The organism is Pantoea sp. BL1, assembly GCF_000963985.1.
In the GTDB taxonomy this organism is placed as follows: domain Bacteria; phylum Pseudomonadota; class Gammaproteobacteria; order Enterobacterales; family Enterobacteriaceae; genus Pantoea; species Pantoea rwandensis_B.
In genome coordinates, this window is sequence record NZ_JZRH01000004.1 from 1 (window position 1) to 16608 (window position 16608).

The following is a 16608-nucleotide window of genomic DNA, read 5'->3' on the forward strand; positions in this document are numbered from 1 at the left end:
TAACTGATCGGCATTAGGGCTTTGCAGCCCGCCTTTATCACATCAAACCAGAAACTTATTTAGCATCTGGCAGTGCGTAGGCAATGACGTAGTCGCCCAGCTTGGTGCCAAACGAACCATGACCACCCGCAGCAATGACAACGTACTGCTTGCCATCCACTTCATAGGTCATCGGTGTTGCCTGGCCACCGGCTGGCAGACGTGCCTGCCACAGCATTTCCCCGGTGTTGGTGTCGAATGCGCGCAGGTAGTTATCCGCCGTCGCACCAATGAAGAACACGTTACCAGCAGTGGTAATTGGGCCGCCCAGCATTGGCATACCCATTTTGAACGGTACCGGAACCGGCGCGCTGTCGCGAACGGTACCGATACGTTTTTTCCACACGGTTTCGTTGGTTTTCAGGTCAACCGCTGAGACATAGCCCCATGCCGGTTGTTTACATGGCAGACCCAACGGAGACAGGAACGGATTCAGTTCCACGCCGTACGGAACACCGTACTGCGGCTGGATACCGGTTTCAGTACCTGAACCGCCTTTGTCATCGGCTGGTGGCTCGATCGGGTTACCCGGACCGCGTGGCACCAGTTTAGAGACAAACGGCAGCGCCATTGGGTTAGCAATCGCGATCTGACGATGTGGATCTACCGCGATACCGCCCCACTCGAACATACCGAGGTTACCAGGGAACACCAGCGTACCTTGCTCAGACGGCGGGGTGAACGGACCTTCGTAGCGCAGACGCTTGAAGATCACGCGGCACACCAGCTGGTCGAACATGGTTGCGCCCCACATGTCCTTGTCCGTCAGGTTGTTCTTCGGACGGAAGGTCAGTTCGGAGTAAGGCTGAGTTGGGGATACGTGATCACCTTTCGCAGCGCCTTGTGGCACAGGGGTTTCCGGTGCGGGGACAACTGGCTTACCAGTACGGCGATCCAGTACAAAGATGTTACCGGTTTTGGCCGGGGCATAAATCACCGGAACGGTGTTGCCATCTTTGTCAGTGATATCGGCCAGCGTCGGTTGTGACGGCAGGTCCATATCCCACAGATCGTGATGCACGGTCTGATACGACCACACCAGCTTACCGGTGGTGGCGTTCAGGGCCAGTACGCTGCTTGCGAAACGTTCCTGGTCAGGCGTGCGGTTACCGCCCCAGATGTCTGGTGTGGTCACGCCCATTGGCAGGAATACGGTATCCAGTTTTGGATCGTAGACCGCCGGTGCCCAGGAGTTCGGCGAGTTCATGGTGAAGGTGTGTTCATCATCTGGAATCGCGTTAGGATCTTTCGCGCCCGGATCGAACACCCACAGCAGTTTACCGGTGTTGACGTCAAAGCCACGAATGGCGCCAGACGGTTCACGGGTTGAGTAGTTATCGGTGACGGCACCCGCGATCACGATAGTGGTATCCGTGATGATCGGTGGTGAAGTCGGCTCATACTGGCCTGGGGTCAGTACGGGCTGTTTGTGCTGCAGATCCAGCTCACCGTTGTTACCAAACGCGGCACAACGTTCACCCGTTTCCGCATCCAGCGCGAACAGGCGACCATCGTTTACCGGCAGGTAAATACGGCGCGAGCACAGCGCAGGTTGGGTATTAGATGCATCGGCAGCAGCAGGCATTTCATGGTACGAAACACCACGGCAGGTCACGTGCTGGAAGGTTGGATTCGGTTTGAGGCCCGGATCAAATTTCCACTTCTGCTTACCGGTTTTCGCATCCAGCGCAAACAGAATCTGGTGCGGCGAGCAGAGATACAAGGTGTCGCGGATTTTAATCGGCGTCACTTCGTCGGTGATTTCACCTGGGTCGTTCGGGGTTTTCAGATCGCCCGTCTGGAACTGCCAGGCAACCTGCAACTCTTTCACATTACCGGTGTTGATTTGCTTCAGTGGAGAGAAGCGCGTTCCTTGCTGATCGCGGGCATAAGCAGGCCAGTCAGCATCCTTGATGTTGCTTAGCGGCTGCGCTTGCGGGGCATTATCTGCCGCAGCAGGAATTTCACCGTTCAGCTCTTGTGGATCGTGGAACACTGCCCACGCCAGCACCAGCACGCTGGCAATCAGCGCAACGGCCATCAAACCCAGCGCGCCCTTACCTGCATGATTCAGACCGCGATATACAAACGGCAGAATCAACCAGATGCCGAAGATCACCAGCACATCGGTACGTGGTGCCAGCGCCCAGAAGTCGAAACCGACTTCCCAAACACCCCACACCAGCGTTGCCAACAGCAACAGTGCATACAGCATGATCGCTGCGCCGCTACGACGCCACAGCAGGATAGCGGTGATCAACATAATCACACCGCCAATAACGTAGTACCAGGAACCACCAATTGCGGCTAGCCATACACCGCCTACCAGCATAAATGCGCCCGTGAGCAGTGCGAACAGCACTGTCAAAAAGCGAATCACGCCAAAAGATGAGGAAGCTTTCCCCATAATATTAACCTCTTTCTTTGCCATAAACTTAAAAGGAAACAACGCATTAGGTTGTTTCCCGACATAGAGTACGAAGTGACTTAACATGTTCGATCGCAGCGCTTCCGTTACGCCAGATGATCCCTTTGCGTTAAATTTTATCTTAAAAACGTTAACGGGTTTGATTTTTTTAGTGCTTTGCGCTTTTGGAATGGTAGTAGTGCGACATTTTATGAGGAGATTCTAACGTTATGCCCGAAGAGATCGGGACATAACGGCAAGAGTCGGAATTTCGTGTAAGCGTTTACACTTCAAACAGGGTGCTGCTGGTGCGTTGTTCCTGCCAACCTGAAAGTTGCAGGTCTTCATAGACAGATAACGGCAGAGCTAATTGCGGAGTACGTAATATCACCTCTGCTTCTCTTTCGCGGCAGGAGCTGAGCAAAAAGGGAAAGCTGAACTTGAGATAATTATCATTGAAGAAATCCTCGTTCAGAACAATTCCTCTAAAGGGAAAAGAGGCAATATTCTTCCAGCACGTTCCTGGCGGAGCCAAATCATAAAGCCAGAATGCGTGATGCTGAGCGGCCTCTCGCAATGCCGCTTCATCCTTAACTAAACTGGCATAATTGATGGCAAGGGACACATTTTCCAATTGCAGGCTGGGATAATTTTCCGGCGCCTGTAAAAAGCGCGCAAGACTATTTCCCACTAAAGGGATAATTATTCGCTCGGGCGTATCGGGCAACTGATTGTGCAGTGAAATTATGTTGCTTCCGTTAAGTAATGCTGTGCTTTCCTGTTCACAATGCATAAAGGGGGCTGAATAACACACGCCCATCAGTGCGCCGTCGAGGCGACGGATACGCTCAGTAACATAAGGATTGTATGAACTGTTTTCCATTTATCTCTATGAATAAATTAATTAACTGGAACGTCTTAATTATTATAAGGACGGCAAGGTTGCTGTGATCTTTACGCTTCCAATATAGATCGAATTGTTTGTTAAGGTCACCTTTTTTAGCTGTCTCTGATAGAGAGATATGGCGGTTATAAGATGTATTTAATATTGAATTATTGGAATTTCTGGAATGATTCGGATATTTTCAGATGAAAACAATCAGCCTGCTAATATTCAGAACTCTATGCTTAGTTGAATTTTAGATAAGCAACTGTTTTTAAAGCGCACGGCTAGCCATTGCTTGCCAGCGTCAGATGTCGCACTCTGTGGCCGCAAAATGATAATGAGAGTCGGTAAACGGCTTTTCACCAGGCTGGTGCAATGATGCTGGCCGGATGATGATTTAGGATGGGATAAAATATGGCTTCACCGTTATCCGCAGCAGAAGACTCTCTGTTGCGGCACAGGTCGTTTGTCGCCTTCTGGTTGGCACGCACCTGTTCATCGTTTGGTTTCCAGATGTTCTCCGTGGCGGTGAGCTGGCAAATCTACGCCCTTACCCACAGCGCGATGGCGTTAGGGATGATTGGCCTGATGCAGTTCCTGCCTTCGGTGTTACTGGCTCTGCCGGCCGGCCATCTCGCCGACCAGTTTGATCGCCGCCGCATTGTGCTGGTCGGGCAATTGATTGAATGGCTAGCCCTGCTTGGCCTGGTGGCACTGACGCTGATGCACTGGGCGGATAAAATTGAAATTTGGGGATTGGTGTTTCTGATCTCGGTTGCTAAAGCGCTGGAGTGGCCGTCGATCACCTCTATGCTCCCTGCGCTGGTTCCTCCACCGATTCTCGCGCGTGCCATGGCGGCGAGTTCGGTGGGCGGTCAGGCTGCGGTGATTGTCGGCCCAACCTTAGGGGGTCTGCTGTATGTGGCTGGCCCCGAGGTGGTTTACGGCGTTTCAGCCCTGTTTTATCTCTTCTCGCTGGTGTTGGTCAGCCGCCTCCGCTATGAGCGTCCACCTCAAACGCGTATGCCGATGAATCTCACGACCATGTTTGCGGGCGTGCGTTTTATTCGTGAGCGCAAAGATGTGCTGGGTGTGATCTCTCTCGATCTGTTCGCCGTGCTACTGGGGGGCGCCACCGCGCTGTTGCCGATCTTCGCGCAGGATATTCTGCATACCGGCCCCTGGGGATTAGGCATGCTGCGTGGAGCGCCTTCTGTGGGGGCGCTCATTGTTGGCGTGTGGCTGAGTCGCCACAAGCTGGAAAAGCACGTCGGCATGATTATGTTTGGTTCTGTCGCGGGCTTTGGTGTGGCTACGCTGGTGTTCGCGCTCTCCACGCAATTATGGCTGTCTCTGCTGGCGCTGGCCGCGCTGGGCGGGTTCGATATGGTGAGCATGGTGATTCGCGGCGCGCTGGTGCAGCTGGATACGCCGGATGACATGCGCGGTCGCGTGAATGCGGTCAACGCCATCTTTATTAATACCTCAAATCAGCTTGGTGAGTTTGAATCAGGCATGCTGGCAGCGTGGATGGGGGCGGTGCCTGCCGCAGCGCTTGGCGGTATCGGCACGCTGGTGGTGGTGGTGGTCTGGATGACGATTTTCCCGCATCTGCGCAAACGGCAGAAGCTGGAGAACGAAAACGCAGGATAAGCGCCAACAAAAACCGGCTCGCGAGCCGGTTAATGATGTCACCACTCTGCACTGCCATGAAAAGCCCCGCGCAAAGGGGGACCTGCGCGGGGAGGTTGACCTTAAACGGTCGCGGTTTTCCCCAGGCTGGCGTCAAATTGTTTCCAGCTGTCTGTCATATCCACCACGGTTTTCGATTTTCGTGCTTCATCGATTTTAATCGCGGTCAGGCCCGCTTCCAGTGCATCCACCACAGAGACTTTCAGTGGCGTTCCCTGTTTAATGTGTTTGACGATCTCTTCAGCCATCAACGCATCGGCACCGTAGTGACCGTCATAGGCATTGCCGCTGTAAGTGGTATCGACTTCGCGCTCGCCGGTGCGGGCGTTGTGCACGCGGAAGTAGTTACGCACAAAGTCACCCTCAGCCATGCCATCGGTGCCCATCACGCAGAAACGCCGAAACTCATCCGGCACGTTAAGGTTGGCGTGGAAGGCGAGCGTTGCGCCATTGGCGTATTCGATCAGCGCTGTCTGGTAGTCGACGATGTCGGCATCGCCATCAAACACCGCATCCGTGCTTGACCAGCCGCTGGGTTTAACGTGATACACCTCAGATTGCGGTGTGACAGCCCCGGAGGGTGCATGTTGCGGCGTGAAGTTTTTACGCCCACCAAAGCTGGCGACGCGCACCGGGCGTTCACCGACTAATCCTTGATAGAGATCGATATCGTGGCAGCATTTTTCCAGAATGTAAGGACCGGCGTATTTTTCCAGACGTCGCCAGTCGCGCTGGAAGAAGGCCCCATGGTAAGGCTTGATGTGTTCCGTGGCTTCGATTGAGGTGATCTCGCCCAGGCGATGTTCGTCACGCGCGTTTAAGAGATCGTGGTACAGCGGTGAGTAGCGTAAAACTAAGCCGACCAGAATTCGTTCATGCCCATATTGCTGCACCAGCTGTGCCATCGCCATGGTCTGTTCTTCATTGATCACCACCGGTTTCTCGGTGAACACGGTGTAACCGGCGGCCAGCCCCTGGCGAATATGCTCAAGGTGCATAAAGTTGGGTGACCCTACCAGCAGCAGATCGAACCCACCGTGCTGGAGTAGCGCATCCACGTTGTCGAACGCCTTCCCGGCATCAATGCCGAAGGTGTGGAGATTCGGCAAGCCAGCGGGAGCCGGATCGACGTAACCCACCACGGAGAACTCTGCGTCAGCTTTGTTGAACTCTTTCACGACATGAGAAAGACGAAAGCCCAGACCAATAATGCCCACTTTCATGTTGTACCCCTGAAGCCCGTTGCTTGTTAGCTGCCCGACCCATCAGGCTGCTGATAATCTGACCGTTAACTTATTACGGCAGAAAAACTAATGTCAATCCGTAACGCCGATCTCAAATTGGTGTTTTTTGTTATCTTTATGTTTTAAATGAATATTAATTAACTATACGGAATGCGTATTTATTTGTGATTGCGATTTAAGTTTTTTTCCCCTATCTTTCGCACATCTATAAGCATCATGCCGTTGGTGGCAGGCAGGAGGAAGCGCGTGCAATCACTTTTGCTGGGTATTGATGGCGGTGGTACGCACTGTCGCGGGCGCCTGACGGACCACGCTGGCCGCGTGCTGGCGGAAGCGACGGGCGGCCCCGCCAATGTCTGGTCGCAGTATGATGCCGCCATCAACGCCATTGAATCGGTCATCGACACGCTATTTCAACAAGCGGGGCTTGCTGCTGATGCGCGTGACCGCACCCTGCTGGTGGCGGGTTTAGCGGGTGCCAATGTGGCATCGGTGCATTCCCGGCTGCAAAGCTGGCAGCCTCGTTGTCAGGCGCGTTATCTGTTTACCGATGTCGAAATCGCCTGTGCGGGTGCGCACGATGGTGCACCCGGCGCGGTGTTGATTGTCGGGACGGGCAGTCAGGGCGCAGCCTGGGACGGCGCGCAGTTTACCCTGCTGGGCGGCTGGGGTTTTGCCCTGTCAGATGCCGGTTCAGGCGCCATCCTTGGGCGCCGGGCACGCCGCTTAGCGCTGCTGGCGCACGAAGCTATCGTGCCTGCTTCGGCGCTGACTGAACGCATCATGGCGCTGCATCAACACAGTCCGGAACAGATGTTACTCTGGTCACAGCAGGCAACACCCGCCGAATGGGGCATTGTGGTGCCTGAGGTCTTTACCGCCGCGCAGCAGGGCGATCCTCATGGTATTGCGCTGGTGCAGCAGGCCGCTGCCGATATCGTGCAGATGGTGCAGCCCTTGCTGGCGCGCAGTCACGGCAAATTGGCCCTGATGGGGGGACTCGCGGTGCCGATTCAGCCCTGGTTACCCGCTGACATTGCCGCGCAGCTTGTCCCGCCGCAGGGGGATGCCTTAAGCGGTGCATTGCGCCTTGCCAGCCAGTTCAGCCAGCAACCGGCTTAGCCTCTTCCAACTTAAAAAAGAGATCCATGAGCGCTCCCAACGTAACTGCACGCATTTTGCGCCTGATTGTCGAAAATGCGCCAATCAGCCAGTCTGATCTTAAAGTTCGTAGCGGCCTGAGTATGTCTACGGTATCGCAGGCCACTAATCGTTTGCTGTCCGGCGGTATTGTGCAGGAGCTGGGGCTGCGTCGTGTCTCAATGGGACGACCGAAAACACTGCTCGGCCTCAATCCGGATCACGCCAGCGTGGTCGGCATTCAACTTAATGCCGAACGCAACCTGATTGTCTTAACCGACCTGAGCGGCAACATCATCGGCGAGCAGCAGATCCCGTCCGGCGCGATGACTCCTAAACAACTGGGTGACGCGCTGGCGAAGTTTTTGCGTGGCGTGGAAGGAAAGAAAGTCGGTGCCATTGGGCTGGCGCTTTCAGGTCTGGTGGATGCCAGCAACGGCGTTTGCGTGTTGTCACGCGCGCTGGGCTGGAACAACGTGCCGATTGCGCGCCTGCTGGAAGAGCGTTTTTCGCTGCCGGTCTTTATCGAAAATGATGCCAATGCGTTAGCCATGGCCGCACTGGTGTTTGGTCAGCTGGGCCATGCACAATCCGCGGTGATTGCCACTTTTGGCAAAGGTATTGGGGCGGGAATTCTGCTGGACCGCCAGCTCTATCGTGGCCGTCATGGTAAAGCCGGAGAGATTGGCGTGTCATTGCTCGGTGATGGTTCTGAGCGATTGCTGGAAGATGTGGCCTCATCACAAGCGATTTTGCAGCGCGTGGCGGTTTCCCTGAAAGAGGCGCTGCCGCAGACATTACGCGATCTGGATAGCCAGCCCACGCCTGAAGTGCTCAGTGCACTGGCGGAAGCCGGACAGCACCTGGGCATGTCGCTGGCGAATCTGTCGGTGGCTTATGATCCTGACGTGGTGTATCTGGCGATGGAGCCGCAGATGGCATCGCGCATATTGCTCGACCACATCACGCAGAGTTTCCAGACCTACCGGCTGAAGATCACGCCGCAGATGACGCCGCTGCAGTTTCTCACCGAGTCGAATCGTATGTGGGCGCAAGGGGCGGCAGGCTTTGCGGTGAATAAGCTGTTGGATTTGCTGGCGGCGCAGGCCGATGAAGAGACGGTGCCTTAAAACGGCAATCTGAGTCGTGGCGCGCACGGAATCGAAGCTAACCATTTGTTCAGAAAGGGCGCCGTAGCAAAACCACGGCGCTTGCTTCGATGAGGCGCTTAACGCAGGCGCAATCCCAGCTCATCAAACAACATCCCGCGTTCAGCATTGATCTGATAACTGACGCGGTCGCCAATCTCATGCTCTGCCGCGTTGCGTTCCTCAATCACCAATAACTTCTCCTCACCGATATCCAGATAAAGATAGTTGGTGTGCCCCAGCATCTCACTGAATGACAAATCGGCGCTGAAGCTCAGCGTATCGGTTTCCTGTTGCGCCGGAGAGAAATGCTCGGGTCGAATCCCCAGCGTGACTTTTTGTCCTTCATGGCAGGCTGCATCTATCTTCATGGTCAGCGTGTGAATGCCCAAGGCAGGCACGCGCAGTTGCACGGCACCTGGCGCGACTGTGGCAATTTCCGCCTGCAGGAAGTTCATCTTCGGTGAACCGATAAACCCAGCGACAAACAGATTGTCGGGATCGTGATACAGCGCCATCGGTGCACCCACCTGCTCAATTTTGCCCTGACGAAGTACCACGATGCGGTCGGCCAGCGTCATCGCTTCCAGCTGGTCGTGCGTGACATAAATCATGGTGTTGCCCAGAGAGGCATGCAGGCGAGCGATCTCAATGCGCATCTGTAACCGCAGCTCAGCATCCAGATTGGAGAGCGGTTCATCAAACAGGAAAATGCGTGGATGGCGGATAATGGCGCGGCCGATGGCCACACGCTGACGCTGGCCGCCGGAGAGCGCACGTGGCAGGCGATCCAGCAGTTCTGTCAGATGCAGGCGCGCGGCCGTCTGGTTAATCGCTTTCTCGATTTCTGCTTTGGATTTCTTCATCACTTCCAGCGGGTAAGCCAGATTGCCGCGCACCGTCATATTCGGATAGAGCGCATAAGACTGGAATACCATGGCAATGCCGCGCTCGGTGGCGGGCTGATGCGTCATGTCTGCGCCCTCAATCAGTAACTTGCCGTCACTGATCTCCTCCAGCCCGGCAATCATGCGCAGCAGCGTCGATTTACCGCAGCCGGAAGGGCCGACAAACACCACAAATTCGCCGCTGTTAATAGTGAGATCGATACCGTGGATCACATTCACATGGTCGTAGGACTTTTTAACGCTTTGCAGGTGCAGGCTGGTCATGGTGAGGCCTCAATCAGAGTAGTTGACCCATGTAGATGGCGTTGCTGCGCATAATCGGCGTGAAACCGAGACGTTGATAAAAGCCGCACACCTTCTCATTTTGCAGACTCACGCCCAGATAAACACCCGGCACGCCAGCGGTGCGCAGATCCTGCAACAGCTGCTCAATCAGTTTTCTTCCCCAGCCGCCCTGTTGCGCTGGCGGCAGCAGATTGATATGCAGATGCGCGGGCCATTGCGCCACCAGTTGCTCTGCAGCGGCGTCCGGCTGAAGGATGGCATCCAGGACTTTACTGTCGAGTGGCGCGCGCGGCGTGTAATCGCGATATTGCTGTTGCAGTTGTGGCCACCACTGCGCATTCAGTTGTGCTTCGAAGGTGCGTGTATCTGCTACCGCCACCGCATAGCCCATCACTTCCCCATTCATTTCAAGTGCATAGGAAAATTCGGGTGCAAAGCGTGCGTAAGGAATGACAAAGCGCAGGCCCGGCAGCGCCGGGTCAGAATAGAGCGCGGTGGCGTCAGTTCCCGCATTGGCCGTTTCTAAGCAGATGCGCGACAGGGCTGGAAAATCGCTCTCGCGGGTTCGGCGAATAACACCTTTAGCCGTCATGGTGGAGCCTCTGTGGTCATGAGATGAACAGATTTTACGGTAAATAAAGCTGACTTAGTTTTCAAGTTGTAATAATTGCGCGACCGCACAACACGGAGGTAAATCACTGGTAGTGAGCTATCGCGCAAATGTCTGCCTATAGCGACGCAGAGCCTATGCCGCCTGCATTCAGCGCTGATTTTACCGTCGCAGCCTGTCGAACATCACATTAACTATAGAATTTTCATATGGTCTGTCAGTAGGTTAATGCTGGTGATTAGCGTGAGTGAATTGTGCTGGCAGCAGCCGTCAGGCATCTTCAGGTGTACGCTTTTGTGTCTGGCAGACAGGATTCTCTGCTGTGTAGTCCGCTTTTCTTCTCACAATTTGCACTGTATCACAGAGCAAAAATTCCGCAGTGAGGGTGTTTGACTTTCTTTTGTGCATAAAGTAAGTATGAATTAACGTCGTTATTGCTGCTGAATCAACCTGCCAGGACCTGCAGGTGTCGCAATGAAGGGATGCCAGTCATCTGTTGGAGAAACCGAGCATGATGTGTGATTCAACCAAACGTCCGTCCCGTATGAAAAGCTCACTGCGCGTGGTATCGCGTCTGGTTTCAGCCGGGATCTTGCTCGGTGCAACCCTGGCGACGGCGCAAGCGGTGACGCTGAACGAATGGGATATTTATAACTATCCACAGCAGACCGAGGCGGTGGATGAAGCGGTGAAAGCGTTCCAGCAAAAGAATCCGGGCATCACCATTCAGCGCTCGGTGCACTCTTTTGAAGATACGCGTATTCCACTGAAGCTGGCGCTGACCGCCGGTGATGGCCCGCAAATCGCTCAGGTCAATCAGGGCGGTGGCGATATGGGTTCGCTGGTGAAAGACAAACTGCTGTGGCCGCTTGACGACTACGCCAAAACCTATGGCTGGACCACGCGCTTCCCGGACTCGATCCTCAAGCGTAACCGCTGGTCAGATAAGCAGGACTTTGGCAGCGGTCAGCTTTACGGTGTCGCCAGCCTCGGTGAAATGGTGGGGCTGTATTACAACAAGGCTTTGCTGGACAAGGCGGGTGTTGCCGTACCGAAAACCCTGCCTGAACTCGAAGCGGCAATGGAGAAGCTGAAAGCGGCGGGTACGCCACCGATGATGCTCGGCCTGCTGGACGGTAATATGGGCCAACAGCTGCTGAGTACCGTATGGGAAGCACAGATTGAGAGCAAAGATCGCAAAGCCCTCGATGATCTGATTTACGACGTGGGTGGCACCTTCAAAGACGACAAGCTGGTGAAAGCGGCGAGCATGATGAAGAGCTGGAAAGACAAGGGCTACTTCTTCCCCGGCTTTGAAGGCATTGGTCATGATGATGCGGCCACCCTGTTCCAGAATGGGCAGGCCGCGTTCCTGGTGAGTGGCACCTGGTATCTCGGCCAGTTCAAAGACAATAAAGATGTGCACTTTGCAGCGATGCCGATGGGTGAGGGCGTGCAGCATGCCTTGATGGTGGGTGGCACCGATCTGGCGTTCTCGATCACCAACACGGCAAAAACCAAAGAGCAGCAGGATGCGGCGGCTAAATTTATCGACTACATCGTTTCCGACGAGATGGCGAACCGCTGGTTGAAAGTCGGCTTCCTGCCGGCGGGCACCAGCAAGAATGCACAAATCCCAGCGGATAACCCGTTGCTGGCGGAGGCGTATCAGGTATGGGTGACCCTCAACGAGCATGATGGCCTCGGCCATTATCTGGATTGGGCCACGCCGACCATGAATGCTGAGCTGAATCAGAACGTGCAGCTGTTACTGGCAGGACGACAGACGCCGGAGCAGATGGTCACTAATTTCGACAACAACTATCAACGCTACCTGAAAACCCTGAAGCACTGATGACGTCCGGCCCGGCGACGATGCCGGGCCGTGAATTAGCCTGCAAGCGAGTAAGGTTATGCTGAACAAATCTGCCTGGCGCAATGCGCTTTATCTTCTGCCCGCCGTACTGGTCTATGCGGTGTTTCTACTCCTGCCGCTGCTGGCCTCGCTCGGCATCAGCTTCACCGAGTGGGATGGTACTTCCCTGCCGATTTTCACCGGTATCAGCAACTACGTGCGTATGTTCCAGGATCCGGTGTTCTGGGTGGCGCTCGGCAACAATGCGCTGCTGATGTTGTTTTATACCTTGCTGCCGATTGGTGTCGGTTTGCTGCTGTGCAGCTTCCTGTATGAAACGCGTAACGGCAAAGAGCGCAGCGTGCTGCGTATTCTGTTTTTCCTGCCGTATATCATGCCGATGGCGGTTTTAGGCGTGGTGTGGCGTTGGTTATATAACCCGGCGTTTGGCCCTATCGATCAGTTCCTGCGCGCCATCGGTTTACCGCAGTTGGCGTTGTCGTGGCTGGGGGATTTCACCTGGGCATTACCGGCTGTGGGTTTTGTTGCCACCTGGTATTTCTTCGGATTCTGTCTGGTGCTGTTTATGGCCGGTCTGCAGCGCATGGATCCTTCACTGCTGGAAGCCGCCGATTTGGATGGTTCTTCGCGTCGCCAGAAGTTTATGCGTATTACGCTGCCTTCGCTGCGTCCGGAATTGCGTATTGCGCTGCTGCTGACGGTGATTGCCAGCCTGAAGGCCTTTGACCTGGTGTATGTAATGACGCAAGGCGGGCCGGGCACTTCGACCATGGTGACCAACATCTTTATGTATAAGCAGGGCTTCGATTTGCACTACTTTGGCTACGCGTCAGCGGTAGCCGTGTTCAGTATGTTGATTGTGCTGATGATCAACGCCTGTATTCATTTTGCTATCCGGGAGCGTCACTGATGCGCGGTACGCCTGTTGTTTCTCGCGCGCTCATCTGGATTGTCGCGTTAATGACTATCCTGCCGTTTTTAATGGCGCTGATGACCTCATTCAAAACCCAGATGGAGCTGTTTCAGGGCGTGTTCACGCTACCTTCATCGCTGAACTTCAAAAACTACGTCACCGCCTGGCAACAGGGACATTTCAACGTCTACTTTATGAACTCGGTGCTGGTGGTGATTCCGGTAGTGCTCAGCAGTATTTTGTTAGGGATTCTGGCAGGATTTGGTTTTGCCTGGCTGAAAATCCCCGGTAAGAAGCTGATAGCAGCGATGCTGGGCTTAGGCATGGTGCTGCCGAGCGAGGCTTTTATTATTCCGCTTTACCACGAACTGCGTTGGATGGGGCTGACGAATACTTATCTGGCGCTGATCCTGCCGCAAATTGCCTTATCGCTGCCGTTTACCACGCTGATGATTGCCACTGCACTGCAACAGGTGCCGCGCGAGCTGGTGGAAGCCTCGGTGATGGATGGTGCTTCAAGGCGCAAGATATTGTGGGGCATTCTGGTGCCTGCCATTTGGCCCACGCTCTCGACGCTGGCACTGCTGCTGTTTATCTGGACGTGGAATGAGTTTCTGATTCCGCTGATTCTGGTCAACAAGGATGAACTGCGTACTTTGCCAATCGGCATGATGTTCTTCCAGAACAAAAACACGATTGATATTCCGGTGCTGATGGCAGGCGCAATGATCGTGATTCTGCCGCTGGTGGCGGTGTTCCTGGTGTTCCAGCGTAAGTTTATCAGTGGTGTGACGGAAGGGGCGGTGAAGTAGGGTGCCCCTTTTGGGGCTCCTGAACTGTAACCTGTGATGGAATGCACAGTGTTGGACTATCCTGGGATATTTAATTAACACCCACAAACTGTTTGTGGTTATTGTGCCATGGTTAATTTCAGGAGGAAATTACATGGCTATTAACGGAAAGTTTATTCTTACGGGTACTCAGTTCTCTCCACTCATATTGCCGGGCATTGGCCATTTCATGGCTTTCTCAGGCAATAATCGTTATCGAAATCGCCCAGCATGTGCATCGGTTCCATTTAATGGACCTTTGCCCTTAGGTCTGTATTACATCGTCAAGAGACCCACGAATGGTGTGAAGAGCATGTTATATAATATGAGTCGAGAGTTTTGGTCATGGCCAGGCAGTTCACCTGTTGTTCATGCCGAATGGTTTGGACTTTTTCGCCACGACACACTCATTGACGATTATACGTTTGTTGAAGGTATTAAACGCGGTAACTTCCGTCTTCATCCAATTGGCCCTGCCGGCATATCACAAGGTTGTATTACCTTACAGTATCGTAGTGATTTTCTAAAAATTCGTCAGGCATTGATGACTTACACTTATGGAAATAAAAACATTCCAGGCACCAGTTTCTATTCGTATGGGACAATTGAGGTCATTGATGGGAGTATTTCAGATGTCTGTAGCGCATAGTTCTGGTGTCAGATTTCCATTAAAAATGGTATTTTTCTTCCTTGCTTTTCTTATCCTCATTCCGATTAATCACACAATAGCTTTCGCTTTTCTTAACGGAAATCAGTCTGCATTTGTCGATTTTACAAATGCATATGGCTTGGGTGATGCTGAGGGATTTTACGGTCAATTGATTATTGCTTTATCTGTGATTGAAAGCGCGAGTCTTTTGGCACTCACGCTTTATCTGATAAAGATATTCAAGAATCGCCATTGACCATGGTGTGGTTAACTTCGTTCATTCCATGCGTCAGTGTGTTGTACATTTCCATCACAATATCGCCAGGTGACTTTTTCATACATCATCGCAACGGATTCGACATGGTTAGTTTGATGGCTGCTCGCTTTTATGTTTGCCATGCCAGGAATTACGGAAACGATTTTAACACCTTCAAAAAGCATATTGAAGTATTCAACCTCTTGTCCCGCATCACTAATACAGTACCATTTGAATTCTGCTGAAGTTAATGTCTGTCCTGATGTGACAGCTTTATAGAGATAGGGGCTCGATGAGTCGAATTCCTTTTCAAAACTTACCGGCATATGTGTACGAGTTCCCGTAATCTTACCCGTAGCACCATCAACCGGTAAAGTGACTCCATGAGAGAACCCTTGCACTTCAATGCTGTGTTCTCTTGCTGTTACATCCACGGAGCCTTTAATAATCGCTCCACCATCATCCTTTAACCACAAATAAGCCGGGATAGGCATATTATTTCCTTATTACCGTTGTCCTGAAAATAAGGTACATCAATAAAATTCATATCCCTTGCTTATTTTATGGTTATTGTGATCTCTATTGACACTTAATTTTTACAGCGCTGCCGCGATTGCCACACCCAACTCTTCTGTTGAAGCGCTGCCGCCGAGGTCGCGCGTCAAGCTATTGCCGGCAGCCAGCGTGCGTTCAATCGCGTCCAGTACGGCGGCGCCCGCTTCAGCGTAACCGAGGTGCTCCAGCATCATCGCACCACACCAGATCTGTCCAATCGGGTTTGCTACGCCTTTGCCCGCAATATCCGGCGCTGAGCCGTGCACCGGTTCAAACAGGCTGGGGAATTTCCCTTCCGGGTTGATGTTGGCCGAAGGCGCAATACCGATGGTGCCGGTACAGGCCGGGCCGAGATCTGACAGGATGTCGCCAAACAGGTTGCTGGCCACCACCACATCAAACCAGTCCGGGTGCAGCACGAAGTTCGCCGTCAAAATATCGATATGATACTTATCGACTTTCACTTCCGGGTAACTCGGCGCCATGGCTTCGACGCGGCTGTCCCAATAGGGCATGGTGATAGCAATGCCGTTGGATTTGGTGGCAGAGGTCAGGTGTTTTTTCGGACGCTTCTGCGCTAACTCATAGGCAAACTTCAGGATGCGATCGACGCCCGTACGCGTCATCACCGTCTCCTGAATCACCACCTCGCGGTCGGTTCCAGGGAACATGGTGCCGCCCACCGACGAGTACTCGCCCTCGGTATTTTCACGCACCACATAGAAATCGATATCGCCGGGCTGACGATTGGCCAGCGGCGCTTTGACGCCCGGCATCAGGCGAACCGGACGCAGGTTGACGTACTGATCAAATTCGCGGCGGAACTGCAGCAGCGATCCCCACAGCGACACGTGATCCGGTACCACATCTGGCCAGCCCACCGCGCCAAAATAGATGGCATCAAACTGGCTCAGAGTGGCGAACCAGTCATCCGGCAACATCTTGCCATGCTGCTGCCAGTACTCGGCGCTGGCAAAGTCAAACCATTGCCATTCCAGAGAAATATTGAATTTCTTTGCCGCTGCATCCATCACGCGGATGCCTTCTGGCATCACTTCTTTGCCAATGCCATCGCCAGGGATGACGGCGATTTTGTAGGTTTTGCCGCTCATAGGGTTCTCGCAGGTTGCTGTTGATGTTCTAAACGCAGTATAACCATGCATCACCGGG

At 53.6% G+C, this 16608-nt stretch carries 15 protein-coding genes; 8 read left to right on the forward strand and 7 right to left on the reverse strand.

The genetic code is table 11. The features are described 5' to 3' along the window. Window positions 1–55: 55 nt before the first annotated feature. Window positions 56–2446 (reverse strand): glucose/quinate/shikimate family membrane-bound PQQ-dependent dehydrogenase, encoded by a 2391-nt coding sequence (locus VH86_RS03165; RefSeq protein WP_038649714.1) that lies wholly within the window; start codon window positions 2444–2446, stop codon window positions 56–58. Window positions 2447–2729: 283 nt separating this feature from the next. Continuing rightward, complete coding sequence (locus VH86_RS03170; RefSeq protein WP_045831868.1) at window positions 2730–3329, reverse strand: hypothetical protein; 600 nt, start codon at window positions 3327–3329, stop codon at window positions 2730–2732. Between the two features lie 417 nt (window positions 3330–3746). Here VH86_RS03170 and VH86_RS03175 point away from each other — a divergent pair, with 417 nt between their 5' ends. Next, window positions 3747–4985 (forward strand): MFS transporter, encoded by a 1239-nt coding sequence (locus tag VH86_RS03175; protein ID WP_045831869.1) that lies wholly within the window; start codon window positions 3747–3749, stop codon window positions 4983–4985. A gap of 101 nt (window positions 4986–5086) precedes the next feature. On the opposite strand, the gene VH86_RS03180 is transcribed toward VH86_RS03175, so the two are convergent. Beyond that, complete coding sequence (locus VH86_RS03180; protein WP_045831870.1) at window positions 5087–6247, reverse strand: Gfo/Idh/MocA family protein; 1161 nt, start codon at window positions 6245–6247, stop codon at window positions 5087–5089. A gap of 267 nt (window positions 6248–6514) precedes the next feature. On the opposite strand from VH86_RS03180, the gene VH86_RS03185 reads away from it, so the two are divergent. Both VH86_RS03185 and VH86_RS03190 read left to right on the forward strand, forming a co-directional pair. Next, window positions 6515–7390 carry a BadF/BadG/BcrA/BcrD ATPase family protein gene (locus tag VH86_RS03185; RefSeq protein ID WP_197080188.1) on the forward strand — a complete coding sequence of 292 codons (876 nt, stop codon included), beginning with the start codon at window positions 6515–6517 and terminating at the stop codon, window positions 7388–7390. 26 nt (window positions 7391–7416) lie between these two features. Further along, complete coding sequence (locus tag VH86_RS03190) at window positions 7417–8538, forward strand: ROK family transcriptional regulator (protein ID WP_038643563.1); 1122 nt, start codon at window positions 7417–7419, stop codon at window positions 8536–8538. Window positions 8539–8636: 98 nt separating this feature from the next. Here VH86_RS03190 and VH86_RS03195 read toward each other — a convergent pair whose 3' ends face one another. Both VH86_RS03195 and VH86_RS03200 read right to left on the reverse strand, forming a co-directional pair. Then, entirely contained in the window at window positions 8637–9728 is a 1092-nt protein-coding gene (locus VH86_RS03195) for an ABC transporter ATP-binding protein (RefSeq protein WP_045831872.1), read from the reverse strand. A gap of 13 nt (window positions 9729–9741) precedes the next feature. Beyond that, window positions 9742–10341, reverse strand: a complete 600-nt coding sequence (locus VH86_RS03200; RefSeq protein WP_045831873.1) for a GNAT family N-acetyltransferase — start codon at window positions 10339–10341, stop codon at window positions 9742–9744. Between the two features lie 529 nt (window positions 10342–10870). Here VH86_RS03200 and VH86_RS03205 point away from each other — a divergent pair. From VH86_RS03205 to VH86_RS03220, 5 genes are all read left to right on the forward strand, one after another. Further along, window positions 10871–12214: an extracellular solute-binding protein gene (locus VH86_RS03205; protein ID WP_156150551.1), complete on the forward strand. Its 1344-nt coding sequence runs from the start codon at window positions 10871–10873 to the stop codon at window positions 12212–12214. Window positions 12215–12272: 58 nt separating this feature from the next. Then, on the forward strand, window positions 12273–13145 hold the full coding sequence (locus VH86_RS03210; RefSeq protein ID WP_038643559.1) for a carbohydrate ABC transporter permease: 873 nt from the start codon (window positions 12273–12275) through the stop codon (window positions 13143–13145). Continuing rightward, window positions 13145–13960 carry a carbohydrate ABC transporter permease gene (locus VH86_RS03215; RefSeq protein WP_045831874.1) on the forward strand — a complete coding sequence of 272 codons (816 nt, stop codon included), beginning with the start codon at window positions 13145–13147 and terminating at the stop codon, window positions 13958–13960. Before VH86_RS03210 ends, VH86_RS03215 begins: the two co-directional genes overlap by 1 nt. A gap of 133 nt (window positions 13961–14093) precedes the next feature. Continuing rightward, the gene (locus tag VH86_RS24880; protein WP_072050565.1) at window positions 14094–14627 is read left to right on the forward strand and encodes a DUF2778 domain-containing protein; all 534 of its coding nucleotides are present in this window, start codon (window positions 14094–14096) and stop codon (window positions 14625–14627) included. After that, window positions 14611–14883 (forward strand): hypothetical protein, encoded by a 273-nt coding sequence (locus VH86_RS03220; protein WP_156149373.1) that lies wholly within the window; start codon window positions 14611–14613, stop codon window positions 14881–14883. The genes VH86_RS24880 and VH86_RS03220 overlap by 17 nt, the downstream gene beginning before the upstream one ends. An 11-nt stretch (window positions 14884–14894) precedes the next feature. Here VH86_RS03220 and VH86_RS03225 read toward each other — a convergent pair whose 3' ends face one another. Continuing rightward, the gene (locus VH86_RS03225; protein ID WP_045815992.1) at window positions 14895–15377 is read right to left on the reverse strand and encodes a type VI secretion system tube protein TssD; all 483 of its coding nucleotides are present in this window, start codon (window positions 15375–15377) and stop codon (window positions 14895–14897) included. Window positions 15378–15479: 102 nt separating this feature from the next. After that, a complete protein-coding gene (locus tag VH86_RS03230; protein ID WP_038643556.1) occupies window positions 15480–16550 on the reverse strand; it encodes a tartrate dehydrogenase in 1071 nt (356 codons plus the stop codon). Window positions 16551–16608 lie beyond the last annotated feature (58 nt).